This is a genomic window from Mycoplana azooxidifex (assembly GCF_014196765.1).
Lineage (GTDB): Bacteria > Pseudomonadota > Alphaproteobacteria > Rhizobiales > Rhizobiaceae > Mycoplana > Mycoplana azooxidifex.
The window spans coordinates 391,599-417,887 of record NZ_JACIEE010000006.1 but is presented as its reverse complement, the minus strand read 5'-3'; the positions used below and the strand labels follow the sequence as shown (position 1 = coordinate 417,887).

19 protein-coding genes are annotated in these 26,289 nt (G+C 67.5%); 6 read left to right on the top strand and 13 right to left on the bottom strand.

Annotated features, from left to right (window positions below; genetic code table 11):
• The first annotated feature begins 118 nt into the window (after positions 1-118).
• Together GGQ64_RS16465 and GGQ64_RS16460 are read left to right on the top strand one after the other, a co-directional pair.
• Positions 119-1,396: a metallophosphoesterase family protein gene (locus GGQ64_RS16465; RefSeq protein ID WP_183806266.1), complete on the top strand. Its 1,278-nt coding sequence runs from the start codon at positions 119-121 to the stop codon at positions 1,394-1,396.
• Positions 1,396-5,031 (top strand): ATP-binding protein, encoded by a 3,636-nt coding sequence (locus tag GGQ64_RS16460; protein WP_183806264.1) that lies wholly within the window; start codon positions 1,396-1,398, stop codon positions 5,029-5,031. The genes GGQ64_RS16465 and GGQ64_RS16460 overlap by 1 nt, the downstream gene beginning before the upstream one ends.
• Before the next feature lie 12 nt (positions 5,032-5,043).
• On the opposite strand, the gene GGQ64_RS16455 is transcribed toward GGQ64_RS16460, so the two are convergent.
• A complete protein-coding gene (locus GGQ64_RS16455) occupies positions 5,044-5,706 on the bottom strand; it encodes an exopolysaccharide biosynthesis protein (RefSeq protein WP_183806262.1) in 663 nt (220 codons plus the stop codon).
• A 335-nt stretch (positions 5,707-6,041) separates the two neighbouring features.
• Between GGQ64_RS16455 and GGQ64_RS16450 the strand changes: the two genes are divergently transcribed.
• Both GGQ64_RS16450 and secD read left to right on the top strand, forming a co-directional pair.
• Positions 6,042-6,491: a hypothetical protein gene (locus tag GGQ64_RS16450; RefSeq protein WP_183806260.1), complete on the top strand. Its 450-nt coding sequence runs from the start codon at positions 6,042-6,044 to the stop codon at positions 6,489-6,491.
• A gap of 106 nt (positions 6,492-6,597) precedes the next feature.
• Positions 6,598-9,144 (top strand): protein translocase subunit SecD, encoded by a 2,547-nt coding sequence (gene secD / locus GGQ64_RS16445; protein WP_183806258.1) that lies wholly within the window; start codon positions 6,598-6,600, stop codon positions 9,142-9,144.
• An 86-nt stretch (positions 9,145-9,230) separates the two neighbouring features.
• Here the strand turns inward: secD and GGQ64_RS16440 are convergent, their stop codons facing one another.
• The 9 genes from GGQ64_RS16440 to hutI form a co-directional block, all read right to left on the bottom strand.
• Positions 9,231-10,355 carry an NAD(P)/FAD-dependent oxidoreductase gene (locus GGQ64_RS16440; protein ID WP_183806256.1) on the bottom strand — a complete coding sequence of 375 codons (1,125 nt, stop codon included), beginning with the start codon at positions 10,353-10,355 and terminating at the stop codon, positions 9,231-9,233.
• Positions 10,356-10,474: 119 nt separating this feature from the next.
• Complete coding sequence (locus GGQ64_RS16435) at positions 10,475-11,419, bottom strand: LysR family transcriptional regulator (protein WP_183806254.1); 945 nt, start codon at positions 11,417-11,419, stop codon at positions 10,475-10,477.
• Between the two features lie 82 nt (positions 11,420-11,501).
• Positions 11,502-12,278: an ABC transporter substrate-binding protein gene (locus tag GGQ64_RS16430; RefSeq protein WP_183806252.1), complete on the bottom strand. Its 777-nt coding sequence runs from the start codon at positions 12,276-12,278 to the stop codon at positions 11,502-11,504.
• A gap of 172 nt (positions 12,279-12,450) precedes the next feature.
• Entirely contained in the window at positions 12,451-13,437 is a 987-nt protein-coding gene (locus tag GGQ64_RS16425) for an aldo/keto reductase (protein ID WP_183806250.1), read from the bottom strand.
• Between the two features lie 102 nt (positions 13,438-13,539).
• The gene (locus GGQ64_RS16420; protein WP_246422697.1) at positions 13,540-14,124 is read right to left on the bottom strand and encodes a HutD/Ves family protein; all 585 of its coding nucleotides are present in this window, start codon (positions 14,122-14,124) and stop codon (positions 13,540-13,542) included.
• 7 nt (positions 14,125-14,131) lie between these two features.
• On the bottom strand, positions 14,132-15,817 hold the full coding sequence (gene hutU / locus GGQ64_RS16415) for a urocanate hydratase (RefSeq protein ID WP_183806248.1): 1,686 nt from the start codon (positions 15,815-15,817) through the stop codon (positions 14,132-14,134).
• A gap of 13 nt (positions 15,818-15,830) precedes the next feature.
• On the bottom strand, positions 15,831-16,637 hold the full coding sequence (gene hutG / locus GGQ64_RS16410; protein ID WP_183806246.1) for an N-formylglutamate deformylase: 807 nt from the start codon (positions 16,635-16,637) through the stop codon (positions 15,831-15,833).
• Positions 16,638-16,877: 240 nt separating this feature from the next.
• A complete protein-coding gene (gene hutH, locus GGQ64_RS16405; protein WP_183806244.1) occupies positions 16,878-18,413 on the bottom strand; it encodes a histidine ammonia-lyase in 1,536 nt (511 codons plus the stop codon).
• Between the two features lie 40 nt (positions 18,414-18,453).
• Positions 18,454-19,701 (bottom strand): imidazolonepropionase, encoded by a 1,248-nt coding sequence (gene hutI / locus GGQ64_RS16400; protein ID WP_183806242.1) that lies wholly within the window; start codon positions 19,699-19,701, stop codon positions 18,454-18,456.
• Between the two features lie 91 nt (positions 19,702-19,792).
• On the opposite strand from hutI, the gene GGQ64_RS16395 reads away from it, so the two are divergent.
• Complete coding sequence (locus tag GGQ64_RS16395; protein WP_183806239.1) at positions 19,793-21,136, top strand: formimidoylglutamate deiminase; 1,344 nt, start codon at positions 19,793-19,795, stop codon at positions 21,134-21,136.
• Between the two features lie 40 nt (positions 21,137-21,176).
• On the opposite strand, the gene floR is transcribed toward GGQ64_RS16395, so the two are convergent.
• Positions 21,177-22,388 carry a chloramphenicol/florfenicol efflux MFS transporter FloR gene (floR, locus tag GGQ64_RS16390; protein ID WP_183806237.1) on the bottom strand — a complete coding sequence of 404 codons (1,212 nt, stop codon included), beginning with the start codon at positions 22,386-22,388 and terminating at the stop codon, positions 21,177-21,179.
• A gap of 376 nt (positions 22,389-22,764) precedes the next feature.
• Here floR and hutC point away from each other — a divergent pair, with 376 nt between their 5' ends.
• Complete coding sequence (gene hutC / locus GGQ64_RS16385) at positions 22,765-23,514, top strand: histidine utilization transcriptional repressor HutC (RefSeq protein ID WP_183806235.1); 750 nt, start codon at positions 22,765-22,767, stop codon at positions 23,512-23,514.
• Between the two features lie 32 nt (positions 23,515-23,546).
• Here the strand turns inward: hutC and GGQ64_RS16380 are convergent, their stop codons facing one another.
• Complete coding sequence (locus GGQ64_RS16380; protein ID WP_183806232.1) at positions 23,547-24,863, bottom strand: L,D-transpeptidase family protein; 1,317 nt, start codon at positions 24,861-24,863, stop codon at positions 23,547-23,549.
• Positions 24,864-24,949: 86 nt separating this feature from the next.
• The gene (locus tag GGQ64_RS16375) at positions 24,950-26,236 is read right to left on the bottom strand and encodes a DNA polymerase IV (RefSeq protein WP_183806230.1); all 1,287 of its coding nucleotides are present in this window, start codon (positions 26,234-26,236) and stop codon (positions 24,950-24,952) included.
• Positions 26,237-26,289: the final 53 nt, after the last annotated feature.

Below are 26,289 nucleotides of genomic sequence, written 5' to 3'. Positions count from 1 at the left end.
CATTTATTGAACAATCATTGTGCTTTCTTCAATGGCCTGCCGCAATTCACTGGTGAATAAGCGCGAAGATGGCATGAAAGAGCATTGACCGGGGTGCCCGCGCGCGGAAAGGTCGGTCATGCCTTTCCGCTTCCTGCATACCGCCGATCTGCATCTGGATTCGCCGATCGCTTCGCTTGCCCTGCGCAATGGCGACCTGGCGGACCTCGTGCGCGGCGCCTCGCGCCGGGTCTTCGAGCGCATCGTCGATCTTGCGATCACCGAGGAGGTCGATGCGCTCCTGGTCGCGGGCGATCTCTACGACGGCGGGCAGACGTCGATGGCGACGGCGCTGTTTCTCGCAGCCCAGATGCGAAGGCTCGAGGCCGCCGGCATCCGCGCCTTCATCATCCGCGGCAACCATGATGCGCAGTCGCAGATCACGCGCGAACTGACTTTCCCGCCGAACGTCCATGTCTTCGACGGCCGCGGCCGCCCCGTCAGGGCGGGGACGCTCGGCAACGGCCGGGAAGTGCATATGCATGGCATCAGCTTCGGCCAGCCGCACGCACCGACAAGCCTGCTTCCGGGCTACAAGCCGCCGGTTGCCGACGCCGTCAACATCGGCATGCTGCATACGAGCCTCGCCGGCTCCAGCCGGCATGACAACTATGCCCCTGCCGGCGTTGCCGATCTGCTTGCCCATGGCTTCGACTACTGGGCACTCGGCCACATCCACCAGCGCGCGGTTCACAGCCAGCACCCGCCGATCGTCATGCCCGGCATTCCGCAGGGGCGCGACATCAACGAGGCCGGGTCGAAGTCCGTCACGCTCGTGACCGTCGGCGATGATGGCGCGTTCGGGCTTGAGGAGCATTTCCTGGCGGTCGCGGCATTCCAGCGTCTCTCGGTCGATCTCGCCGGTATCGAGGACTGGGCGTCGATGCTGGGCGCCGTCCGCACCGCGCTGGAGCAGGCCAGGCAAGAGGTGTCGGCCGACCAGATCGTCTGCCGCGTCGCGCTTTGCGGGGCGACCCCGCTCGCCTGGCGGCTGCGGCGCGACCGCGACCTGCTGGCCGCCGAACTGCAAGCGATAGCCGAGGGCGTGGGCGCCTGCTGGATCGAGACGGTGGAACTGGAGGTTCGCCCGGCAGCGCAGGCGGGCCGGCAGGACGATCTCGGCGCGCTCGCCGAGCTCGCCGCCATCATGGAGCAGGACGTGCTGGCCTCGCATGCCTACCGCGCGGAACTGCGCGAGACGCTGTCGGCATTGATGTCGCAATTGCCCCGCGAGGTCCGCGACCTGCTCGGGACCGACGAAGCGGAGGAGGACGCGTTGCTTTCTGAGGCTGCCTTGCGCGGGGCATCCGAGGTCGTCCCCAGGCTCGATGCCGAACGGGAAGGGGATCGCGGCTGATGCGTCTCAATCGCCTCGATCTCGCACGCTACGGCAAGTTCACCGACAGGAGCCTCGATTTCGGTACTGCGCGCGCCGGCGTGCCGGATTTCCATCTCGTCTACGGTCCCAACGAGGCCGGCAAGTCCACGCTGTTCTCGGCCTATCTCGACCTGCTCTTCGGCATCGAGCTGCACAGCGCCTACAATTTCCTGCATCCCCATCCGACCATGCGGATTGGCGCGGACGTGACGATCGGCGACGAGCGCCACGAGGTGGTGCGGCTGAAGCGCCGGCAGGGTTCGCTCGTCGATCCCGACGAGCGGGTGCTGCCGGATACGCTCTTTGCGGCGGTTCTCGGCGGCATGGACCGGCAGGCCTACCAGATGATGTTCTCGCTCGACGACGAGAGCATCGAGCGGGGCGGTGAGGGCATCCTGAAGAGCGAGGGGGAACTCGGCGCGCTGCTGTTTTCCGCCAGTTCCGGCCTCTCGGGGATCGCGACCGGGCTGGAGAGAATGAAGGCCGAAGCCGACGCCTTCTTCCGCCCGCAGGCGCGCAAGCACGAACTGGCGGCGCTGAAGTCGGAGATGGAGGCGCTGCGCGAGGAGCGCCGGGCGCTCGACGTTGCCGCGCGCGACTATGGCAGCCTGACGCGCCAGCTGGAGGCCTCCACCGTCCGCTACGACGAGGCTTTGAGCGCCCGCGCCGGGACCGGGGCGGGCATCGATGCGCTGGAGCGCCGGTTGGCGGCGATCCCGCTGCTGGAGCGGCTTCGCGGCGTGCGCACACAGCTTGCAGCCTTTGACCCCGGAGACGCGCCGCCGAAGGAATGGAGCGGCCTCGTCGCCGGCCTGATGCGCGAGGAAGCCGAACTCGCCGCCCGCAACGAGCGGATCGCCGCTGAGAGCCAACAGCGGCAAGAGGCGCTGGACGCGCTGGCAGGCGACCCGGCGATCCGCGACGTGGAGGCGGACATCGCAGCACTCGCCGGCTCATCGCTGGAGGCGCGCTACCGCACCGCCGGCATGGATCTCGCCGGCCGCATCGCCGAGCGTGATCGGCTGGAGGACGAAATTGCCGGGAAGCTCGCCCGCATCGCCCTGCCGGCCGGCACCGACGCCGCCGATCTCGTGCTGTCGCCCGATCGCGCCACGACGCTCTCGGCGCTGGTCGCCGCGCGCTCCGGGCTGGACGAGCGGCTGCTGGCGGCACGGCGCGAGGAAGAGGAGGCCAGAAGCACCCGGCAAGCCGCGGCGGCCGCGTTGGTCGCATTGGGGGACGCCGGGGACGAGGACAATTCTGCGGAGACCCGCGACCGCCTGGTGACGCTGGTCCGGACCCTGCGCTCCAACGCCCTTGCGAGCAGGCTGCGGGACGGGGAGCGCGAGGTGTCGACCGCGCAGGCGGCGCTGGCAGCAGCGCTCGACCGCCTCGGATGGGCCGACGATGTCGAAGCCCTGCGGGCGGCGGATATCCCCGGGCGGGACGCCGTCGAAAGCCTCAAGGCCGCCGTTCGCCGCCATGCCGAGGCTGCGGAGAAGATGGAGGCGCAGGCGCGCGATCTCGTCCGTGAACTTGCGGGCCAGCGCGCAGGCCTGGAGCGCATGCGCCGGAGCGAGACGCTGGTCGGCGACGACGAGGCGAGCGCCTTGCGCCGCGCGCGCGACGAGGCGTGGCAGGCGCACCGGGTAGCGCTCGATGCGGGGACGGCCGAGCGCTTCGAAGGCCTGCTCCGCAAGGGCGATCACGCCGCCGACCAGCGACTGGCGCAGGCGGGGCAACTGTCGGAGCTCCGCCTGACCGAGCGTGCGCTCGCCGCCAACGAGGCGCGGCTGGAGACGCTCGAGGCCGACCTCGAACGCGCGGCCGAGGACCGTGCCGGGCTGGACGACCGGATCAGGACTCTTTCAGACCTGCTCGGGCCGGGAACCGCCGCAGCCGCGACCGGCCGGAACGCGATGGCAGGCGGCCGGGGAAGGTCTTCCACTTCAGGCCTCGCAGCCGTCTCGCTGGGTGCCGCGGCATCGACCCCGAAGGCAGAGGCACTGACGGAATCGGATGGCGAGCCTGCCGCGGCCTGGCTTGCAGGCGCGCTTGCGGAGCTCGAGGGCGTCGAGCGCGCCGTGGAGCAGTGGCGCGATGCGCTCGCCGCCGCCGATCTTCTGGCCGGGCGTCGCGCCGCCCTGTCCGCAACGAAGCAGGAGGCGGCGGAGAGTGCCGGCCGGCTGTCGTCGGCGCTGGAACGGGCAGCACCTGCGGATATCTCCGCGACCGCCCTCGAAGAGCTGCTGCTGAGCGCCGACGACCGCGCTGCCGCCCTCGGTGAGGCCATCGCCGGCGGGCGCAACGCGCGGACGGCGATGACTGCGGCGGAAGCCAGGCACAGCGAGCGAGAGGCGGGCCGGGTTTCGGCCGAGGCGGCCTTCGCGGCATGGCAGACGGATTGGGACGCGGCCTGCGACGGCACCTGGCTCGCGACCACCGGGATCGCCTCCGATACGGCGCGCGCCGGCGCGCTGCTGCCGGCGATCCACGACATTGCCCGCCTGGTGGACGCACGGCGCGAACTCGACCGCCGGATCGAGGGCATGCGCCGTGACGAGGCCGATTTTCGGCGCATCGCCGCAGATATTGCCGAAAGGCTCGGCGAGCAGGCCGACGATCCGCTGGCGCTGTTGCAGCGCGTAGGCGAACGGCTGCAGCGTGCCCGCGACGTCGAGGCCCGTGGCGAGAGTCTTCGAGGCGACCTGGAGCGGCTGGAGGCGGAAAGCCGCGACCTCGGCGACCGGCTGGCGGTGCACCGGCGGCAGGCGGGCGACATCTGCACAGCACTCGGCTGCGATACGCTGGCGGATGCCGCGCGCGTGCTGGAGAAGCTGCGCGAGCGCGACGACCTGCGCCGGCGTGCCGACGAGATCGCCTTCGACCTTGCGCGCGCCATGCTGACCGCCACTGCCGACGAGGCCGAGGCGGCGCTTGCGGGAACCGACGAAGCCGAACTGCGCGCCGAGCGCGAGCGGCTGCGTGCCCTGCACGAGGACCAGGACGCAGAAGTGCGCGAGGCGCATGCAGCAAGGATCAAGGCCGCCGATGCGCTGGCCGCCATCGGCGCGGACGGAACGGTTGCGGCGATCGAGGAGCGGCGGCGGACGCTGATCGTCGATCTGGCCGAGCGGGCGAGGGGCTATCTCGCCACGCGCGCCGGCATCCAGGCGGCGGAGGCGGCGCTGCGGCTCTACCGGGAGCGGCATCGCAGCGCCATGATGCGCCACGCCTCGGACGCCTTCCGCACGATCAGCGGCGGCGAATATGCGGGGCTCGCCACGGTGGTGGAGAAGGACCAGGAGATCCTCGTCGCGGCCGCGGCCGCGGGCGGATCGAAGCTCGCGCGCGAGCTCTCCAAGGGAACGCGGTTCCAGCTCTACCTGGCGCTGCGCGTCGCAGGCTACCACGAGGTGGCGGCGAACCGTGAGATCCTGCCCTTCGTCGCCGACGACATCATGGAGACCTTCGACGACGGCCGCGCCTTCAACGCCTTCCGGCTGATGGCGGAGATGGCGACGGTCGGGCAGGTCGTTTACCTGACGCACCACCAGCACCTGCGCGACATCGCGCGGCAGGCTTGCCCCGACGTCACCGTGCACGAACTGTAAGGCTCCGCCCGCTCAGAGCAGGAAATGCTGTACCACCAGCATGAAGGCGAGCGTGGCGGCAACGACGGCCCCGCCCACCACGGCCAGGGCGACGACGGCGCAGACGAGGCCGGCGATGACCCAGATCCCGTCGCGCTCCAGGATGCCGAAGGCGGCGAGGGAAATCGCCAGCGCCGGCAGGATGTTGCCGAGCGGCATCGGCAGGAACAGCACGACGGCGAGGACGAAGCAGACCGCGCCGACCGCATATTCCGCCGGCGGCACGGCCAGGAAGGAAAGCCTTGGGCGCAGCAGCCGCTCGGCGCGCACGAGCAGCGGCATCAGGCGGCCGACGATGGTGGCGAAGTCCCTCGTCGTCATCGACCGTCCGGCAATGATCTTCGGCAGCCATGGCTTCAGCCCGAGCGTCATCTGGGCGGCGAGCACGACGAGCGGGGCGCCCAGGATCGCCGAGGTTCCCGGCGGCGTCGGCAGGATGTTGGGCAGCGCGAAGATCAGCATCAGCGCGCCGAAGGCACGGTCGCCCATGGCTGCGAGAAGGTCGCCGACGCTGATGCGCTCGCGCGCCTGATCGTCGGCAAGCCCGGCGAGGATGGTGGAGAACCGCCGGCGGGCGGACGCATCGTCGAATGCCGAGCTGCCGGGGCGGTCCTCGTCTTGGCGCTCGTCGATCATGCGGACCTGCCTCCGGGGAATCGTTGGCCGTGACGGGACGCTACGTCGCCAAGGTGACCCGCGTGTAACAGTGCCGGCGGGCGGTCCCCGCGCTGCATGCAGCAGGCCGTGGCGACCGGCGCGCCTTGCAATTCCCGGCCAAGGGGAGGATCCTGACAGGGCAGCCCGGCTCGGCTGGCAGGGCAGGGGTTGCGGTCTGCACGCATCGGTTTGCGGCACAGGCAGGAATGCCTGTCCCGCATGCATTCTCGGCCGTCGGGGTTGACTTGACGCAGCACCGATGGTTCTTGGCACGGTGCTTCGGCCCGGTGCCGGAGCTTCAACGGGCGAGGGCCATGACGGTTGGACAATTGAGCGGCGTGACGGAGCGGCAGCGGGGTTTCCTCGGTGCGTTCCTGCTCATGCTCGCACTCGTCGTCGGCCAGTTCGTCACCCTCGAACGCAAGGTTTCCGTCCGCTCCGCCGCCGATCCGGCGGTATCGCGCACGGCGGCCGACAAGGCTTCCGGCAACGCTGGCACGCGCCCGCTTTCCGCCGGCGGCGGATCGAGCGGCAACGATAGCTGGCATGTGACGGCAAGCGCCACCGAACGGCGTGCCGCCAAGGCAAAGGCGTCCGGCGGCGGCAACCCGTGGCCGGAATTCGGCCTTCCGCTGTCCAGCCGGCCGGCGCCGGCGACGGAGCTTACCGAAGTCGCAAGCCGCCAGTTGCCGGACGAGGCTGTCCATGCGGCAGCACCCAGGCATCATTTTGACGGGCGGGCGCCCCCGCAAGGCGTTCTCTGACGGCCCCTGGGGCCGCCTCCGGCGCGACTGCGCGCCGCATTTCCGACGATACCCGAGCCTCGCGGCCCCGACCCGACGCTCCCTCGCACCTGAAGCGGACTTTTCCATGCGCACATCCAAATGGGCCCTCGCGGCCTATCTCGTCATCATCATCTTCGGCGTCCTCACCGCCGTCCCCAACATCCTGACGTCGTCGCAGCTCGAGCGCTTCGGCAGCTTCCTGCCGGCCAAGCCCGTAACGCTCGGCCTCGACCTCAAGGGCGGCTCGCACCTCGTGCTCGAGGTCGATTCCGCCGCGCTCACCAAGGCGCGCATGGACGTCCTGCTCAACGACGTCCGTGGCATCCTGCGAACCGCCGGCGAGCGTGCCTCGGCCGCCCGGCTGAACGGCAACACCATCGTGGTGACCCCCTCGACGCCGGAAGCGCGCGACAAGATCCTGCCGGAGATCCGTAAACTCGCAGCCCCCGCCGGCACGCTCGGCTTCGGGGCGACCGCTGCCGACATCGACGTCCAGCAGCAGGGAGACACCGTCGGCGTGACGCTGACCGAGGCCGGCGTTGCCGACCGCATGACCGCGGCCGTCGACCAGAGCCTCGAGATCATCCGCCGCCGCGTCGACCAGGTCGGTGTCGCAGAGCCGCTGATCCAGCGCGTGGGCGGCGACCGCATCCTCGTCCAGCTGCCCGGTCTGCAGGACCCGACCCGGCTTCGCCAACTTCTCGGCTCGACCGCGCAGATGAGTTTCCACATGCTGGATGCGTCCGTCGACCCGAACAGCGTGCCGCCGCGCGGCGTGTCGATCCTGCCCGGCGCGAACGACGGCCAGAAATACGCGGTCGAGGATCGCGTGGCGATCTCGGGCGACCGTCTCGCCGATGCCAAGGCCGGTTTCGACCAGCGCACCAACGAGCCGATCGTCTCGTTCACCTTCGACACCACCGGCGCGCGCCAGTTCGGCGAGATCACCAAGGCAAATGTCGGTCGTCCCTTCGCCATCGTCCTCGACGGCAAGGTGCTGACGGCGCCCGTTATCCGCGAGCCCATCCTCGGTGGGCAGGGGCAGATCAGCGGCAACTTCACCCCGCAGGAGGCGACGGTCCTCTCCGCGCTGCTGCGATCGGGCGCCCTGCCGGCTCCGCTCACCATCATCGAGGAGCGCACCGTCGGCCCGAACCTCGGCAGCGACTCGATCCGCATGGGCCTCTACACCGGTCTTGCCGGTCTCGCCTTCGTCGTCGCGCTGATGGTCGGCCTCTACAGCGCCTGGGGTCTCATCGCCGTCGTCGGCCTGATCCTGCACACGATCATGACGATCGGTATCCTCGGCCTGCTCGGCTCGACGCTGACGCTCCCCGGCATCGCCGGCATCATCCTCGGCATCGGCATGGCGGTGGACGCCAACATCCTCATCAACGCCCGTATCCGGGAGGAGACCGCCGCCGGTTCGGGCGCGATGAAGGCGCTCGACGTCGGCTTCAACAAGGCCTACGCGACGATCGTCGACGGCAACATGACGACGATGGTCGGCATGATACTGCTGTTCATGTTCGGCAGCGGCCCTGTGCGCGGTTTCGCGATCACCATGATCATCGGTCTCGCGATCTCGATGTTCACCTCGATCACCGTCGTCCGCCTTCTGATGCGCGATGCGGTCGTTCGCCGCAAGATGAAGAAGATCGAGATCCATTCGCTCTTCGGCGCGGTGCGCAGCATTCCGAGCTTCTCGTTCATGCGCGGCCGCTACATTGCGATCGGCGTATCGGCTGTCCTTTCGATAAGCTCGATCATCCTCTTCCTCAAGCCAGGCCTCAACTATGGCATCGACTTCGTCGGCGGCATCCAGGTCGAGGCAACCTCGAAGACGCCGATCGATCTTGGCACGCTGCGCGAAGAGCTGGAGGGTCTGAACCTCGGCGAAGTGGCGCTGCAGGAGTTCGGCCACGGGTCCTCGGTCCTGATCCGCGTCCAGCGGCAGCCCGGCAGCGAGGCGGCGCAGACCGCAGCCTTGAACCAGATCCGCCAGGGCGTCGTGGACGTCATCCCGGACGCCAGCTTCGAACGCACCGAAGTCGTCGGCCCTACGGTGAGCACCGAGCTTGCCCGCTCCGGCTTCATCGCCGTCGGCCTCGGCATGCTCGCGATCCTGGCCTACATCTGGTGGCGCTTCGAATGGCACTTCGCCGTCGGCGCGATTGCGACGCTGATCCTCGACATCACCAAGATGATCGGCTTCTTCGCGCTGATGCAGATCGACTTCAACCTGACGGCAATCGCAGCCGTGCTGACGCTGATCGGCTACTCGGTCAACGACAAGGTCGTCGTCTACGACCGCATGCGCGAGAACCTGCGCAAGTACAAGTCGATGCCGTTCTCCGACCTGATCGACCTGTCGATCAACCAGGTGATCATGCGATGCATCTTCACTTCGGTCGCGGTTGCCGTTTCGCTGCTGCCGATGGCGATCTGGGGCGGCGACACGGTCAAGCCGTTCGCCTGGCCGATGATCTTCGGTGTCATCGTCGCCACGTCCTCGTCGATCTACATCGGCGGCCCGATCCTGCTGTTCCTGTCGCGCTGGTGGAAGGACCGCGAGGTCACCCGCCTGCCGTCGGCGGCAGGTCCCGAGGGACAGGCGATCGAACAGAAATAAGAAAGGGGCGCTTCGGCGCCCCTTCGCATTTACCAGTCCGTCTCATTTTCGGCCAAGGCCCTGGTCGGCTTGCCGCCTGCCTGACCTCAATCTAAGCGCAGGGGCGAGAAGACTGCCGGATCGACACCCTCCCGCGCGAAGACATCAGCAGGCGGCATGCCGGCGATCAGGGCGGCCGCGAGCTGGCCGAGAGCGGGCGAGGTCAGGATGCCGTAGCCGCCCTGACCGGCGAGCCAGAAGAAGGCGGCATTGTCCCTGGCCGGGCCGATGACGGGCAGGCGGTCGGCGGAGAAGCTGCGCATGCCGGCCCAGCTGCTGGCGATGCGGCCGATCTTCAGCGTCGTCGCCTCCTCGAGATAGTGGGCGGCATAGGCGACGTCGAGCTCCTCCGGCTGCACGTCGGCGGGCTCGCAGGGCGTTTCGTCGGCCGGCGAGACCAGCAGGCGGCCGGCATCCGGTTTGAAATAGTAGGTGTCGTCGATTTCGTTGATCTCCGGCAGCGCGGCCGCGTCGATCTCCGCCGGCAGGTCGACCGTAATGGCGGTCCGCCGGTGCGGGACGATGCTGGCCGGAGCCACGCCGCACAACGCGGCAACCGTGTCCGCCCAGCCGCCCGCCGCATTGACGAGGATGTCGGCCGAGATCGCACCCGCCGAGGTTTCGACGATCCATCTCCGGCCGTCGTGGCGCGCGCGCAGGAGCTCGGCGCCGGATATCAGCTCCGCCCCCGCCCGCCGGGCGAAGCGGGCATAGCCCTGCAGCAATTGGTCCACGTCGATGTCCCAGTAGTCGGGGTCGAAATAGGCGGCGCCGAGATAGGCGGGATCGAGGAAGGGCACGTGGCGGACGGCTTCATCGACGGTGAGCGGCACGACGGCGACGCCAGCGGCCGCAGCCTTCAGCCGGGCGCGCTCCACGGCGTCCTCCTTGCCGGTAGCGCCGATCCAGAGGCTGCCGCGGGCCGTCAGCAAAGGGGCGGTGGCAAACCCTTCCGGCGGCTGCGCCATGAAGGCGTGGCTGATGCGGGCAAGGGCGTTCACGACCGGGGCGTTGTCGCGCAGCGTGAACTCGGCCGCCGAGCGCCCGGTGCTGTGGTATCCGTTCGCCGCCTCCCGCTCCAGCACGGCGACAGAGCGATGCGGCGCCAGGAAAGAGGCCAGCGACAGGCCGGCTATCCCGCCGCCGATGATGGCTACGTCATGGTGCTGCATGTTCCTGGTCCCTCTGCCTGCAAGGTCGCCGGACGTCCGGCCGGTTGTGTCGGACCTGATCTACGCGAGCCTGGACCCCCGTTCAAATTTATAGGAATGAAGGCGGTTATCGATTGGGTTTATGACGCCGGGTGCCGGAACGGCTGCACGTTCGCCATGTGCGCCAGGAAGGCGCGCTCGGCCGGGTTGAGGGCCGCGCCCGGGTTGGTGATGCGGAAGGTCTCCGTCTCCGGCAGGTCGCGGTAGGGCGGCAGTTGCCACAGTTCCCCGGCCGGCAGGGCCGGACGGGCGAGATGCACAGGCAGCATGCCGATGCCGGCATTGGCGATCACCAGTCGCAGCACCTCCTCGACGTTGAAGGCGATCGCGCGGACTTGCTGGCCGAACGAGCCCACCGCGCGCACGGCCGTGACCGGCCCCATGTGCGGCCCGCCGAGCACGTCGGAAATGAAGCTGACATAGGGCTCGCCGCGCAGGGCCTCGAGGCCCACGCCATCGATGCCGAACAGCCGATGGTCGCGGCCGCAGTAGAGCGCATAGGTCTCGATGCAGAACGGCGCGCAGGAGAGGCCCGCGGGGATGATGCCGTCGGAGATGCCGAGCGTGGCAATGCCGCGTTCGACCGATCTGATCACGTCGGAGGTCGTCTCCACCTTCACGCCCGCCGTGACGCGCGGGTGCAGCCGGAAGAAGGCGGCAAGCGCCCGGTCCCAGTCCGGGTTCAGCGCATGGCTGACGGTGTGGATGGTGATGTGGCCGGTGACGTCGTGGCCGGTCGGCTCCATCGCTTCCGGCAGGCGCACGACGGCGGTGAAGATGTCGCGGCAGAGTGCATGCAGCCGTTCGCCGGCTTCCGTCAGTTCGAACCGCCCCGGCCGGCGGTCGATCAGCTTGTGGCCGACCGTCTGCTCCAGCCGCTTCAAGGCCATGCTGACGGCCGGCTGCTGCAGCAGGAGCCGGTTGGCCGCCCGCGTGATGCTGCCTTCCTCGACCACCACGATGAAGGTGCGAAGCAGGTTCCAGTCGAGATTGTGGGCGAAGCGTTCGAGGCGGTTGGTCGGCATGGGGACAGCGAACCGGGACGGTTGCGGCCGCAAGGCGGCCATCCTCCCCATGAAGGCGGAGGATGGCGGCCCGAGGCGGGCTCTATTTCATCGTATAGACGTCGATCGTGAAGTATTTTTCGTTGATCTTCTGGTAGGTGCCGTCGGCGCGGATATCCTTGAGCGCCTGGTTGATCCGCTCACGCAGGGTGTTGTCGTCCTGGCGCACGGCAATGCCGACGCCCTCGCCGACGAATTTCTTGTCGGTGATCGGATCGCCGATCAGTTCGCAGCAGCCCTTGCCGTCCTCGTTCTTCGTCACCCAGTCGAGCAGCGGGATCATGTCGCCCACCTGCAGGTCCAGTCGGCCGTTGGCCATGTCGAGATTGACCTCGTCCTGGGTCGGATAGAGCTTGATGTCGGCATCGGGATAGACGGCTGCGACATAGTCCGCCTGGGTCGTGCCGGACTGGGCGCCGATCGCCTTGCCCTTCATGCCCTCGTTGGTGAAGTCGGTGATGCCGGCACCCTTGGGTGCGGCATGGGTCATGGCGGCGAGATAGTAGGGGTCGGTGAAGGAGACCTGCTTCTTGCGCTCGTCGGTGATGAACATCGAGGCGATGATCATGTCGTATTTCTTCGCCTGCAGGCCCGGAATGATGCCGTCCCAGTCCTGCGATACGACCTCGCATTCGACCTTCATCTTCTCGCAGAGCGCAAGGCCGATGTCGACGTCGAAGCCGGCGAGCTTGCCGGAGGCTTCCTGGTAGTTGAAGGGCGGATAGGCGCCCTCCGTGCCGATCTTCAATGTCTCGGCCGACGCTGTCGTGGCGAGAAGGCTGGCTGCGGCAAGCGCCAGCGCGGCAATGCTCATGTTCATGGTCGTTCCCCTTTTCCCAGTGCTCTTATGAACGGGCGAGGCGAGCCTAGCGCTGCGCAAAGTATAAACGAAATAGATAGGCATGATAGCGAATATCATTCACGTTTATGCGCCTTGCAGCGCCGGACCCGCACTCCGCCTAGGCGAGCCCGGCGGGAACGAGGCTGTGCGCCTACCAGCGCTGGTGGACGTGCGGCGCCACGAGCCGGTCGTAGATGTCGGCGGTCGCAGCCATCACCTCGGCGGAAAGCGGCGCCAGATCGGCGGCCTTCGCATTGGCCTCGGCCTGCGCCGCATTGCGGGCTCCGGGGATGACGACGCTGACCGCCTCGTTCATGAGGATCCACCGGAGCGCGAAGGCGGCCATGCCGGTGCCGGCCGGCACCAGCTTGCGGACTTCCTCGACCGCCTGCAGCCCCACCTCGAAGGGGACGCCGGCGAAGGTCTCGCCCACGTCGAAGGCTTCGCCGTGGCGGTTGAAGGCGCGGTGATCGTCGGCCGCAAACGCGGTGTCCCGGGTGATCTTGCCCGACAGCAGGCCGCTTGCGAGCGGTACGCGGGCGATCACCGCGACGTTCCTGCGCTGCGCCTCCTTGAAGAACAGGTGCGCCGGGCGCTGCCGAAAGATGTTGAAGATGATCTGGATGCTGACGACGCCCGGATACTCGATCGCCTTCAGCCCTTCCTCGACCGTCGACACGCTGACGCCGTAGTCGGCGATCTTGCCGGAAGCCTTGATCTCCTCCAGCCCCTCGAACACCTCGGGCCGGTAGAACACCTCGGTCGGCGGGCAATGGAGCTGGACGAGGTCCAGCCGGTCCACCTGCAGGTTCGCCAAGCTGCGATCGATGAAGCCTTCGAGATTAGCCTTGGTGTAGCCCTCGGCGGTGTGCGGCGACAGGCGGCGGCCCGCCTTGGTCGCCACCATCGGCCGCTTGCCGCCACGCGCCTTCAGGACGTCGGCGATGATCTTCTCCGAGCGGCCGTCGCCATAGACGTCGGCGGTGTCGATGAAGGTCATGCCGGCGTCGAGCGCGGCATTGAGCGCCGCGCGCCCGTCCGCCTCGCTGACGTCGCCCCAGGCGCCGCCGATCTGCCAGGCGCCGAAACCGATATCGGTGGTGGTGAAGGCGGTGCGTCCGAACTGCCGGTGTCTCATCTTACGTCTCCCATCTGTGGATGCGCCGGTGTAGCGCCGTCGCATCCGGCCGACAAGCCCGGGAGCCAAGCCCGGAAACCAGGTCAGGTCGAAAGCCCTCGGTCAGACCCTGTCGATGCCGATCAGGTAGGCATCGCCTCCGGGGCAGTCGATGACGGCTTCGCGCCGGCCTTCCATGAGAAGCACGTCCAGCGTCCCCAGCCTGAACGGCGTGCCCGCGGCCACGATCGCCAGATCCGCAAGGGCGAGCACGAGGGTCCAGTCGTGGACTGTATCCAGCTTCGGCCCCGATCCGGGCCGAATGCGCCGGAGCGTGTGGCGGAACAGCCCACGTCGCGTCATCACGTTCAGGTCGGTGATCGCGCCGCCGGTCAGTCGCGCCGATGTCTGCGCGTCGGCCGGAAAGGGCAGGGGAGTGCTTTCCGGCACCAGCAAATGCCGCCCCATGCCCTCGATCTCCAGTTCCATGCCTTGGCCGGAGAGGAGCGCGAGCGTCCGGTCGATGCCGGGAAAAAGCGAGAAGGGCCCGTCGCTCGCAACCGTTGCCATGCTCACCCGCCAGCCGAAGCCGGCAAGGTCGCTGTCTTCCGGGAATACGGCCACCTCCACCGTCTCCCCGCCGCCGTTCTTCCACGGCATGCGGCGATGGCGGGCGCTGGCGAGGATTTTCGGTTCCGGCTGGCGCATGACCCAATCAGTTCCCAAGTATGCCCGGCAGCCTCAGGTCCTTCTCCCTGGCGCAGTCCAGCGCGATGTCGTAGCCCGCATCGGCGTGGCGCATGACGCCGGTGGCCGGGTCGTTCCACAAGACGCGTTCCAGCCGCCGGTCGGCGTCTTCAGAACCGTCGCAGCAGATCACCATGCCGGAATGCTGCGAAAAACCCATGCCGACGCCGCCGCCGTGATGCAGCGAAACCCAGGTGGCGCCCGATGCGGTGTTCAGCAGAGCATTCAGCAGCGGCCAGTCGGAGACGGCATCCGAGTCGTCCTGCATCGCTTCCGTCTCGCGGTTGGGCGAAGCGACCGAGCCCGAGTCGAGATGGTCGCGACCGATCACGATCGGGGCCGAAAGCACGCCGGTGCGGACCATTTCGTTGAAGGCGAGGCCCAACTTGTGGCGATCGCCGAGGCCGACCCAGCAGATGCGGGCGGGCAGGCCCTGGAAGGCGATGCGCTCCCTCGCCATGTCGAGCCAGTTGTGCAGGTGCTTGTTGTCGGGCAGGAGCTCCTTCACCTTGGCGTCGGTCTTGTAGATGTCCTCGGGATTGCCGGAAAGGGCCGCCCAGCGGAACGGGCCGATGCCGCGGCAGAACAGCGGGCGGATATAGGCCGGCACGAAGCCGGGAAAGGCGAAGGCGGTCTCCAGTCCCTCGTCCTTGGCGACCTGGCGGATGTTGTTGCCGTAATCGAGCGTCGGCACGCCGGCATCCCAGAAGGCGACCATGGCTTCCACATGGGTTCTCATCGAGGCGCGCGCCGCGGCTTCGACCGCCTTCGGATCGCTCTCGCGCCTGGTCTTCGCCTCCTCCACGCTCCAGCCGATCGGCAGGTAGCCGTTCAACGGATCGTGCGCGGAGGTCTGGTCGGTGACGATGTCGGGTCGCGGACCGCCGGCCTTCATGCGGCGGACCAGCTCGGGAAAGATCTCGGCCGCATTGCCGACCAGGCCGACGGACTTCGCCTCACCGGCCTTCGTCCAGCGGTCGATCATTTCGAGCGCCTCGTCCAGCGTCGTCGCCTTCTCGTCGACATAGCGGGTGCGCAGGCGGAAATCGATGCGTGTCTCGTCGCATTCGACTGCAAGGCAGCAGGCGCCGGCCATGACGGCGGCGAGCGGTTGCGCGCCGCCCATGCCGCCGAGGCCGCCGGTGAGGATCCACTTGCCCCTGAGGTTGCCGCCATAATGCTGGCGGCCGGCCTCGACAAAGGTTTCGTAGGTTCCCTGCACGATGCCCTGCGTGCCGATATAGATCCACGAGCCGGCCGTCATCTGGCCGTACATGGCAAGGCCCTTCTTGTCCAATTCGTTGAAATGATCCCAGGTGGCCCAGTGCGGCACGAGGTTGGAGTTGGCGATCAGCACGCGCGGCGCATCCTTGTGGGTGCGGAACACGCCGACCGGCTTGCCGGACTGGACGAGCAGGGTTTCGTCCTCGTTCAGGTCCTTCAGCGTCGCGACGATCCGGTCGAAATCGGCCCAGGTGCGCGCCGCCCGCCCGATGCCGCCATAGACGACCAACTCGTGCGGATTCTCGGCGACGTCGGGGTCAAGGTTGTTCATCAGCATGCGCAACGGCGCTTCGGTCAGCCAGCTCTTGGCGTTCAACTCATTGCCCCGCGGAGCGCGGACGTCGCGGATATTGTGTCGGGGATTGGTCATGGTTTCCTCCGGCTCAGAGTTTGAGGTCAGGCGCGATCCGTTCGATCCGCCTGAGAATGGTTTCGAGGGGGCGGCGAAGCCGCTCCGCCTTGGCCGTGTCGTAGGCGAAGGGCGGCGCTTCCGTCGAAAGATGGGTCGACTGGGCCAGTTCCATCTGGATGACATGGACGCCCGTTTCCGGCTTTCCGTAGTGCCGCGTCGTCCAGCCACCCTTGAAGCGGCCGTTGAGGATGCTGGTGTAACCTTCGGCGCCCGTTGCGACTTCGACAGCCGCCGCTTCGATTTCCGGCGCGCAGGTCCTGCCCATGTCGGTGCCGATATTGAGGTCCGGCAGTTTGCCTTCGAAGAGGAAGGGGACGTGCGAGCGGATCGAGTGGCAATCGTAGACAACGGCGATGCCGTGGATGGACTTCACCCGCTCGATCTCGGCCCTGAGCGCTGCGTGATAGGGCGCATGGAAGGCGCGGAGCCTTGCCGCGATGTCCTCGCTCGTCGGTGCCTGCCCGTCGTTCCAGATCGCGTTTCCGTCGAAATCGGTCTCCGGCACGAGGCCGGTGGTGTTCTGGCCGGGATAGAGGCTCCCGCCCGCCGGGTCGCGATTGGCGTCGATGACGTAGCGGTGAAAGGTGGCGCGGACGGTCGTCGCATCGTCGAGCAGGCCGTCATAGAGATCGTGGATGTGCCAGTCGGTATCGGCGAGGATCTTGCCGGTGTCGTTGAGGCGCGCCCGGATCTCGGCGGGGACCTCCGTGCCGGTATGCGGGAAGCCGAGGATGACGGGAGACGTGCCCCGGCGGGTTTCGACGGCGGGGGTGGTCATGCGGAGGCCTCCTTGTCGAACTGGTGGAGGAAAGCCCCCCTCATCCGGCCTGCGGCCACCTTCTCCCCGATGGAGAGAAGAGGGAGCTTGCCGGAATGGCTGGGCACGAAGTCGCCGTCCTGCGGGTTCAGCGGGTGCTTTGGAAAAAATGGGCGCAGCCGGTTCCCTCTTCTCCCCGGCGGGGAGAAGGTGGCCCGAAGGGTCGGATGAGGCGGCCCTGGAGGCAAAACAGCAGCCATCTCACCCCTCCAGCTTGGGCAGAATGCCAGCCGTGACCGATGCATTGAGCGCCCCGGTCTTCACCAGTTCGCCCGCCGCCGCCAGATCCGTCGCCATGTAGCGATCGACTTCCAGCGTCGGCACCACGCGTCGCAGCGCGTCGACCGCCTTCTGCAATTCATTGCTCGTGGAAAGCGGCGCGCGGAAATCCACGCCCTGCGCCGCCGTGATCGCCTCGATGCCGATGATGGCAAAAAGGTTCTCCGTCATCTGCAGCACGCGGCGGGCGCCGTGGCAGGCCATGGAGACATGGTCCTCCTGGTTGGCAGATGTCGGGGTCGAATCCACGGATGCCGGATGGGACATCTGCTTGTTCTCGCTCATGAGTGCTGCAGACGTCACCTCGGCGATCATCAGGCCGGAATTCAGTCCGGGCTTCTTCGCAAGGAACGCGGGCAGGCCGTAGGAGAGGGCGGGATCGACGAGGAGCGCGATGCGGCGCTGGGAGATCGCGCCGATCTCGCAGACGGCGAGCGCGATCTGGTCGGCGGCGAAGGCAACCGGTTCGGCATGGAAGTTGCCGCCGGAGACGACCGAGTTGTCGGACAGCACCAGCGGGTTGTCGGTCACGGCATTGGCCTCGATCTCCAGCGTGCGGGCGACCGAACGCAGCAGGTCGAGGCAGGCGCCGTCCACCTGCGGCTGGCAGCGGATGCAGTAGGGGTCCTGCACGCGCTCGTCGTTGTCTATGTGGCTCTGGCGGATCGGCGAACCTTCCAGCAGCGCGCGGAGGGCGGCGGCGGTGTCTATCTGGCCCCGGTGGCCGCGTAGCGTGTGGATGTCGGGATGGAACGGCGCGGACGAGCCCATGGCCGCATCCGTCGAAAGCGCGCCGGTGATCAGGGCGGCCTGCGAGGCACGGTGGGCGCGGAACAGGCCGGCGAGCGCCAGCGCCGTTGACGCCTGGGTGCCGTTGATCAGCGCCAGTCCTTCCTTGGCTGCGAGTTCGACCGGGACGAGGCCGGCCGCGGCCAGCGCCGCAGCGCCCTCCATCCGCCTCCCGTCGAAGTAGGCCTCGCCGTGGCCCATCATCACGGCCGCCATGTGCGCCAGCGGCGCCAGGTCGCCCGAGGCGCCGACCGAGCCTTTTTCCGGAATGACGGGGATGACGCCCTTTTCCTGCATCGCCTCGATCAGGCGGACGATCTCGATGCGCACGCCCGAGGCGCCGCGCCCGAGCGAGACGAGCTTCAGCGCCATGATCAGCCGGACGATGTTTTCCGACAGCGGCGCGCCCACGCCGCAGCAATGCGACAGGATCAGGTTTCTCTGCAGGGTCGCGACATCGGCGGCATCGATCCTGATCGAGGCGAGTTTGCCGAAGCCGGTGTTGATGCCGTAGACCGGCGCATTGCCGGCGGCGATCTCGGCGATGCGGGCGGCGGCCTTTTCGATCCCGGCATCGAAGGCGGCGTCGAGGCGGGCAGGCTCGCCGGTCCAGTAGATGGTTTCGAGATCCTTCAGCGGCACGGAGCCGGGATGCAGGATGATGGTCATTGCGTTTTCTCCGGTGCGGCGGACGGGCCGCCATTCGAGCTCAGCGGCCGCGATAGACGCGCCGGTGCAGCGGATTGAAGCCCATGCGGTAGACGAGCTCGGCCGGCTGGCCGATGTCCCAGAGCGCGAAGTCGGCCCGCTTGCCGGCCTCCAGCGTCCCCACATCATCGAGCAGCCCGAGCGCGCGGGCCGCCTCGCGCGTGGTTCCGGCGAGGCATTCCTCTACCGTCATGCCGAACAGGGTCGCCGCCATGTTCATCGTCAACAGCAGCGAGGTCAGCGGCGAGGTGCCGGGATTGTTGTCGGTGGCGATCGCCATCATGACACCGTGCTCGCGAAACAGCGCGATCGGCGGCTTCTTCGTCTCGCGGATGAAGTAGTAGGCGCCCGGGAGGATCACCGCGACGGTGCCGGCCTGCGCCATGGCCTTGGCGCCGTCGGCGTCGGTATATTCCAGGTGGTCGGCCGAAAGCGCGCCATAGGAAGCGGCAAGGGCCGCGCCCGAGAGATTGGAAAGCTGGTCGGCATGAAGCTTCACCGGCAGCCCGAGCGCCTTGGCGGCGTCGAAGACGCGGGCGATCTCGGCCGGCGAAAAGGCGATGCCCTCGCAGAAGCCGTCGACGGCATCGGCCAGTCCTGCTTCGGCTATGGCCGGCAGCATGTCGGAGACGACCTTCTGGATATAGCCGGCCTTGTCGCCCTTCATCTCCGGCGGCAGCGCATGCGCGCCGAGGAAGGTCGTCCGCACCGTGACGTCGCGCAGCCCGCCCAGACGTCTGGCTGCGCGCAACGCCTTCATCTCGTTGTCGCGGTCCAGCCCGTAGCCGGACTTGATCTCGACCGTGGTGACGCCTTCGCCGATCAGCGCGTCGAGCCGCGGCAGGGTCTCTTCCACCAACTGGTCCTCGGAGGCCGCCCGCAACGCAGTGACGGACGAGACGATGCCGCCGCCGGCGCGCGCGATCTCCTCGTAGGAGGCGCCTTCGAGGCGCATCTCGAACTCGTTGGCCCGGGTGCCGGCATGGACGAGGTGGGTGTGGCAGTCGATCAGGCCGGGGGTGATCCAGCGCCCCTCGCAATCGACCGTCTCCGCCGCGCGCAGGGCCACGGGAACCTCCGCCTCGGGGCCGGCATAGGCGATCTGTCCGTCGCGCACGGCGATGGCGCCCTTTTCGACGTTCCCCATGCCCGGAAGGGAGGAGGCGAAGGTTGCGAGCCGCGCATTCCGCCACAGCTTCGCCGTGTCGCCGTCGTTAGCTGATGTCGTCTCTGAAGTTGCCTGGGACATCGTTTCGCTCTTTCCTTGATGCCGGATAATGTATATACATATTAAACATCACGCAAGGCCGATTTTGCGCCCTACGATGGAGGACGATGCCGTGACAGCAATTTTTGCCGGGCAGGCGCTGCTGCCCGAGGGGTGGGCCGGCAACGTCCGGATGACGCTGAAGGACGGCCGGATCGCCTCGGTCGAAAAAGGCGTCGCGGCGGACCCGGCCGACGAGCGTCACGGCGCGATCGTGCCGGGGATGGCAAACCTCCACAGCCACGCCTTCCAGCGCGGAATGGCGGGCCTGGCCGAGACGCGTGGACCCGGCAGCGACAGTTTCTGGAGCTGGCGCACCGTCATGTATCGCTTCGCGCTCTCCATGAACCCGGAGCAGATGGAGGCGGTGGCGGCCCAGCTCTATGTCGAGATGCTGGAGGCCGGCTTCACCCGCGTCGGCGAGTTTCACTATCTGCACCACGATGCCGACGGCCGACCCTATGCGGACATCGCCGAACTGGCTACGCGCATCGCCGCCGCCGCATCTGCGACCGGCATCGGCCTGACCCTGCTGCCGGTCTTCTATGCCCATTCCGGCTTCGGCGGAGCCGATCCCGGCGAAGGCCAGCGCCGGTTCATCAATGACCGCGACGGCTACGCGCGCCTGCTGGACCGCTGCCGGGAACTGACCGCCGCGCTGCCGGGCGGCATCACCGGCGTGGCGCCGCACAGCCTGCGGGCCACCACACCCGAGGAGCTTGCGGCCGTCGTCGGGATGGCAGGCGACGCATCCATCCATATCCATATCGCCGAGCAGGTGAAGGAGGTGGAAGACTGCATCGCCTGGTCAGGCCGGCGGCCGGTGGAGTGGCTGCTGGACAACGCCCCGGTCGATGGCCGCTGGTGCCTGATCCATGCGACCCACATGACTGACGCGGAGACCGACCGGATGGCGGCCTCGGGCGCGATCGCCGGGCTGTGCCCGATCACCGAGGCCAATCTCGGCGACGGCACCTTCCCGGCCGTCCGATTCGTCGCCGGTGGCGGCCGCTTCGGCATCGGCTCGGATTCGAACGTGCTGATCGGTCTCGCAGACGAACTGCGCCAGCTCGAATATTCCCAGCGGCTCCTGCATCGGGGCCGCAACATGATCGCAATGCCGGGCGGCTCCACCGGCCGCGCCCTGTTCGACGGGGCGATCGCCGGCGGTGCGGCCGCACTCGGCGCGAAGACGGGGCTCGCAGCCGGCGCACCCGCGGACTTCGTCAGCCTCCGTGCGCGGCACGACATCGCCCTTACCGGCGACCGGCTGCTCGACGCCCTCGTGTTCTCCGGCGGCGTCTTCCCCGATACGGTCTGGGTCGCGGGGAAGAAGCTGGTCGAGAACGGCCGCCATGCCGCACACGAGGCAACGGCGGCGAGGTTCGCAAAAGCCATGCGGGAGCTCGCGGCATAGGAGCGGCGTGCACCACTTGTTACTCGACTGACCCTGTCTGTCAGGTCGATGGGCTCGCCGGAGCCGGCGTGCGCGATCGAAGAAGCCCCAGGCCGAGCAGCACGAGCACGGCCAGTGTCGTGGCGTAGCAGACGATGGGCCAGGCTGTGTCGCCATCCAGTATCGTCACCGCCAATGTTCCGGCGATGCCGACGATCAGGCTCTGGACGCAGAAATAGAATGCGACCGCAGAGCCGGCGATATCATCGAACTGCGCCAGCGCGCCGTTGGCAGTAACCGAAACGGTAACGACGATCCCGATGCAGGCAACCCACATCGGAACAATGAAGCTGACGAAAGACGGCGAGCCAGAAAGGGCACCGACCCCCAAAAGGGCTGCGCCGCAAAGCAGTAGGAGCATCCCACGGGCCACGCATCCGGCGATGCCCCATTTGGCGACGAAAGCCTTGGCGAAACGTGTTGTCACGACCATGACGAGCGCGACGGTGGCGAACGCTATGCTGAAACCGATCTCCGAATAGCCCGCCTGTCCTATGAGGACACGGGGAGCAGTCGAGAAGAATGTGAAGAAGGTGCCCATGCCGGCGCTGAACGCCACCGTGTAGACCCAGAAGGCCGGACTGGCGAATATCGGCAACACGGATCGACGGGGCCTGTCCTGATCCGATGGAAGTGTTTCGTGCCACCGGACCCCAGCGTTTAACATGGCGACCAACGCCAGCGCAGCCAGCGTGATAAAAATTGCACGCCAGCCGAAATATGCTCCGATCAGCGCTCCGGCGACGGGGCCGAGTGCCGGTACGAAAGCCAGCATTGCGCTAAAGAGCCCATAGATGACAACGCCTTCCGGTCGATTGGCGTAGACGTCCCGAACCGTCGCAAACGTTGCCACCATCGCCGCCGACGCACCAATCGCCTGGAGGAAGCGGAAACTGACGAAAACGACGGCAGTAGACGACGATGCCGCACCAAGGGAGGCAACAATGAAGATCGCCGCGCCGGCAAGCAGGACCGGCCGCCGACCGATGCGATCCGAGATTGGCCCGAAGATCACCTGACCTAGACCCAGCACCACCATATAGAGGCTGAGCGTGAGTTGGATCACGGATGGCGTCGTGCTGAGGATGCCGGGCATCGCAGGAACGACGGGAAGATAGATGTCCATCGCCAGAGAGGCGAGGATGTCGAAGGGTGCCATCAGCAGCAGTGCTGCCGGCAATGTATAAGCCCAAGTAGGGCGCGTGATAGTCATGACGAATCAACCGCTCGATTAGAGAAACCGGCGGCGTCTGCTCGTCAGCAATCGGATGAGATTGGCCTTACAGAACGCCGCAACAACGAAAATGTTGTTGCGGCTTATTTGTCTGATGACTTGCCGGCTCCCATGCCGATGACCTCACATCTGAAATGAAGGGCTAACCTCTATCTGATGAGCTCTAGCGCCGCAAGGCGCCTTCGCTATGTGCCGTTTTGCACTGCTGCGGTTGCAGGCGGGCCCAGAATCGTGATGCTTCGGTCTGTGGCGTCGCGCGTACACCATGGCCGGCAGCGGCGACGTTCGTCGTAGCGACCGACGGTCACGTCTTGCGAAGCATAGCGCGCCCGAAGAATGCGGATGGAACAGGGGCATGGACAACACCACCGATCCTGCACTGACGCCGAAGGAGCCGTCGCTGCATCGGCGTATCCTGGAGGACGTCGAGGGCCGGATCATGTCCGGCGAATGGCCGCCGGGATACCGCATACCCTTCGAGCACGAGTTGACCGCGCAGTACGGCTGCTCGCGCATGACCGTCAACAAGGCGCTGACGGAGCTGGTCAAGCGCGGCCTGATCGAGCGCCGGCGCAAGTCGGGAAGCTTCGTCACCCGCCCGCATGCGCAGTCGGCCGTCCTGGAGATCCACGACATCGAGGCGGAGGTGCGCTCGCTGGGGCTGGCCTATCGCTATGAGCGGCTTTCCCGCTCGGAGCGAACGGCGCGGGCCGCGGACCGCAAGCTGCTGGACCTGCCCGCCGGCGCCAGGGTCGTCGACCTCGTCGTCGTCCATCATGCCGGTGCGCGTCCCTTCTGCCTGGAGGAGCGCCTGATCAGCCTTTCTGCTGTGCCGGAGGCGTCCGGGGAGGGATTCGAGCAGGCGCCGCCGGGCCAGTGGCTGCTCAGCCAGGTGCCGTGGAGCGCTGCCGAGCATCGCATCCGCGCCGTTGCCGCCGACCGGCGCGTCGCCGACCTGCTTCACATCCCGGAAGGCGCGGCCTGCCTCGTCATCGAGCGCCGGACCTGGAGCGGCGGCGCCTACGTGACGCATGTGCGGCTGACCTATCCGGGCGAAAGCCATGAGCTCGTGGCAGAGTTCGCGCCGAACCATCCGAAGGCCTGAGGCCGCAGCGCAGAGGCTTCAGCCCGCCCGATTCACTCGACCACGACGATCGAGGACTCCTTCTTCCACCGGGCGCTCGAGGATGCATATCCCGATCCATACGGGCCGGGGCGCGTCAGCGTGATGAAGTCGGTGCCCTTGCCCGTTTCGCCTTCGGTGCCGGTGTCGGTGATCGTCAGCGAGGCACCGTCACCGACCAGACCCTCGATCTCGCCGCGCACGTCCGCGGCAATGTCGATCCGACCCAGCGCTTCCAGGATCGGATCCGCCGCGCGAGCCTCGAACGAGCCGGGCTCGACGATGCCGAGGCGCTTGCGCGTCGGGGTCGCAAGCGCGTTGTCCATCGTCACCCCGAACCAGTCGAGGTCGTTGCCGCCGGCAGAGGTGCGGGCGAGCAGGAAATGCGTGCCGAGTTCGGCGGCCTCGTTGCGGATCGTCACCGGCGCTTCCAGCAGGGTCACGAATTCCTTGCGGACCGACAGCCTGCCGTTTGCCGGCAGGCCGCGCCCGGCCTTGCGGAAGACGGCCTCGACCAGCGCCGGGGTCACCGCTCCGTCGGCCGGCATCCCTTCCGCGGTCTGGAATGCCTTGATGGCAAAAGTGGTCTGCAGGCCTGCCACGCCATCGGGCACGCCTGCGTCATGGCCGAGTTCGCCGAGGAGGGTCTGCAGGTCCTTCAGCGTGTCGCGCGCCGTCGCCCGCGTGATCAGGATGCGGACCGGGTCGCCGGACGGCCGGTGGACGGGCATTGCCTGCGCCGGCGGTGCGGCGACGCGCATGGCCACCTCGACGCTGCCGCCGGTCGGGCCTGGTATGGTCGGGCCCGGTATCGTCGGGCGCAAGGGGGCGTCGGAGAGCAATTGGCCCTCCGGCTCGGCGTCTTCGGGTTGGAAGAGGGCGGGGTGCTCCACGCGGTGCGGTGCGACGTCGGCGCTGTTGACGAGGACGTGGCCGCCGCGCCGGGTCAGGCGATAGAGCATCCGGGCGAAATCGTCCGGCATGCGCACGCAGCCGTGCGAGGCCGGATAGGACGGCACGTGGCCGGATGCGTGCAGGGCGATCCCGGACCAGGTCAGCCGCTGCATGAACGGCATGGGGGCGTCGTCGTAGATGTTGGAATGGTGCATGCGCTTCTTCTCCAGGATAGAGAAGATGCCGGTGGGGGTCGCATGCCCCTCCTTGCCGCTGGACACGTTCGAGCTCGCGACGACGGTGTCGCCGTCATAGACCTTCAGTGTCTGCTGGTCCCGCGAGACGATGATCTGCAGCGGCCCCTCGATCGTTCCGGCAAGTGCCGTGGAGGAGAGGAAGGCGATGAGGCCGAACCCGGCTGCGAGGCGCAAAAGCATGTTTCCCGTCCTTGACGCAATACGTGGGAAGGCGCCGAGGATAGACCCTGGATTTTAAGGAATCCTTTTATGCCCGGCAGGGCGTGCTATCTGCGGCCCTTGCCGAAGGTGTAGCCGGTCTCCACGCTCTTCGTGCCGAACTTGTCGCGCAGCGTGTTGATGGCGGCCTCCGCAGCCGCGCGGCGGCCTGCCTGCGGATCGACGAGGTCCGGCGGATCGGCGCGCTGCGGGTCGCAAAGATCGCTGACACCGATGCCGATCAGGCGGAACTTCGTCCCGTCCGCTTCCTTCTTCAGAAGCTCGATGCCGATGCGGAAGATCCGGTCGGCGAGCATGGTCGGATCCTCGAGCTTGCGGTTGCGGGTTCGGCCCTTGAAGTCCGCGGTCTTGAGCTTCAGCACCACGGTCTGGCCGGCGACGCCCGCCTTGCGCAGCCGAGCGGCCACCTGTTCGCTGAGCCCGCGCAGGTGGGTGACGAGGTCGTCATAGGCGGAGATGTCGTCGAAGAAGGTGGTTTCCGAGGAAACGCTCTTGGCCGCGTCGTTCAGGTGCACCTCGCGGTCGTCCTGGCCGCGCGAGAGGTGGTAGAGCCGCCTGCCCATGACGCCGTAGCGGCGCATCAGATCGGTCTCCTCCATCGTCTGCAACTGGCCGATGTCGCGGATCCCGTCGCGCTCCAGCGTCTCGGCAAAGGCCTTGCCGACGCCCCAGATCAGCCGTACCGGCTTCGTGCGCAGGAATTCCAGCGCCTCGGCCTGTCCGATGATCGAGAACCCGCGCGGCTTCTGCAGGTCGGAGGCGACCTTGGCGAGGAACTTGCAATAGGAGAGCCCCACCGAGATCGTGATCCCGACCTCCTGTTCGACGCGGCGGGCGAAACGGGCAAGCACGCGGGCCGGCGGGTCGTGATGCAGCCGCTCGGTGCCTTTCAGCTCCAGGAAGGCCTCGTCGATCGACAGCGGCTGAACCAGCGGCGTCAGATCCTGCATCATGGTGCGGATCTGGCGGCCGACGCGGACGTATTTCTCCATGTCCGGCTTGATCACGACCGCCTGTGGGCAGGCCTCCAGCGCCTTGAACATCGGCATCGCCGAGCGCACGCCGTGGATGCGGGCGATGTAGCAGGCGGTGGAGACGACGCCGCGCTTCCCGCCACCGATGATCACCGGCTTGTCGGCGAGTTCCGGATTGTCGCGTTTCTCGACCGAGGCGTAGAAGGCATCGCAATCGATATGGGCGAGCGTCAGCTGATAAAGTTCGTCATGGTAGACGAGGCGCGGGCTGCCGCACTGCTTGCAGCGTCGAATGCCCGCGGATTGCCCCGTCAGGCAGTCGCGGCAGAAACCCGGATGGCGCGTCTCGTCTGGCTGCATCTCTGGAACAAATATTGAACATTCGCAGATTAGCCTCTAAACTCGCGAGTCTC

Bases quoted from the DNA above. Each gene is read 5' to 3' on its own strand.
- GGQ64_RS16465 (WP_183806266.1), top strand. From the start codon at position 119: ATGCCTTTCCGCTTCCTGCATACCGCCGATCTGCATCTGGATTCGCCG.
- GGQ64_RS16460 (WP_183806264.1), top strand. From the start codon at position 1,396: ATGCGTCTCAATCGCCTCGATCTCGCACGCTACGGCAAGTTCACCGAC.
- GGQ64_RS16455 (WP_183806262.1), bottom strand. From the start codon at position 5,706: ATGATCGACGAGCGCCAAGACGAGGACCGCCCCGGCAGCTCGGCATTC.
- GGQ64_RS16450 (WP_183806260.1), top strand. From the start codon at position 6,042: ATGACGGTTGGACAATTGAGCGGCGTGACGGAGCGGCAGCGGGGTTTC.
- secD (WP_183806258.1), top strand. From the start codon at position 6,598: ATGCGCACATCCAAATGGGCCCTCGCGGCCTATCTCGTCATCATCATC.
- GGQ64_RS16440 (WP_183806256.1), bottom strand. From the start codon at position 10,355: ATGCAGCACCATGACGTAGCCATCATCGGCGGCGGGATAGCCGGCCTG.
- GGQ64_RS16435 (WP_183806254.1), bottom strand. From the start codon at position 11,419: ATGCCGACCAACCGCCTCGAACGCTTCGCCCACAATCTCGACTGGAAC.
- GGQ64_RS16430 (WP_183806252.1), bottom strand. From the start codon at position 12,278: ATGAACATGAGCATTGCCGCGCTGGCGCTTGCCGCAGCCAGCCTTCTC.
- GGQ64_RS16425 (WP_183806250.1), bottom strand. From the start codon at position 13,437: ATGAGACACCGGCAGTTCGGACGCACCGCCTTCACCACCACCGATATC.
- GGQ64_RS16420 (WP_246422697.1), bottom strand. From the start codon at position 14,124: ATGCGCCAGCCGGAACCGAAAATCCTCGCCAGCGCCCGCCATCGCCGC.
- hutU (WP_183806248.1), bottom strand. From the start codon at position 15,817: ATGACCAATCCCCGACACAATATCCGCGACGTCCGCGCTCCGCGGGGC.
- hutG (WP_183806246.1), bottom strand. From the start codon at position 16,637: ATGACCACCCCCGCCGTCGAAACCCGCCGGGGCACGTCTCCCGTCATC.
- hutH (WP_183806244.1), bottom strand. From the start codon at position 18,413: ATGACCATCATCCTGCATCCCGGCTCCGTGCCGCTGAAGGATCTCGAA.
- hutI (WP_183806242.1), bottom strand. From the start codon at position 19,701: ATGTCCCAGGCAACTTCAGAGACGACATCAGCTAACGACGGCGACACG.
- floR (WP_183806237.1), bottom strand. From the start codon at position 22,388: ATGACTATCACGCGCCCTACTTGGGCTTATACATTGCCGGCAGCACTG.
- hutC (WP_183806235.1), top strand. From the start codon at position 22,765: ATGGACAACACCACCGATCCTGCACTGACGCCGAAGGAGCCGTCGCTG.
- GGQ64_RS16380 (WP_183806232.1), bottom strand. From the start codon at position 24,863: ATGCTTTTGCGCCTCGCAGCCGGGTTCGGCCTCATCGCCTTCCTCTCC.
- GGQ64_RS16375 (WP_183806230.1), bottom strand. From the start codon at position 26,236: ATGCAGCCAGACGAGACGCGCCATCCGGGTTTCTGCCGCGACTGCCTG.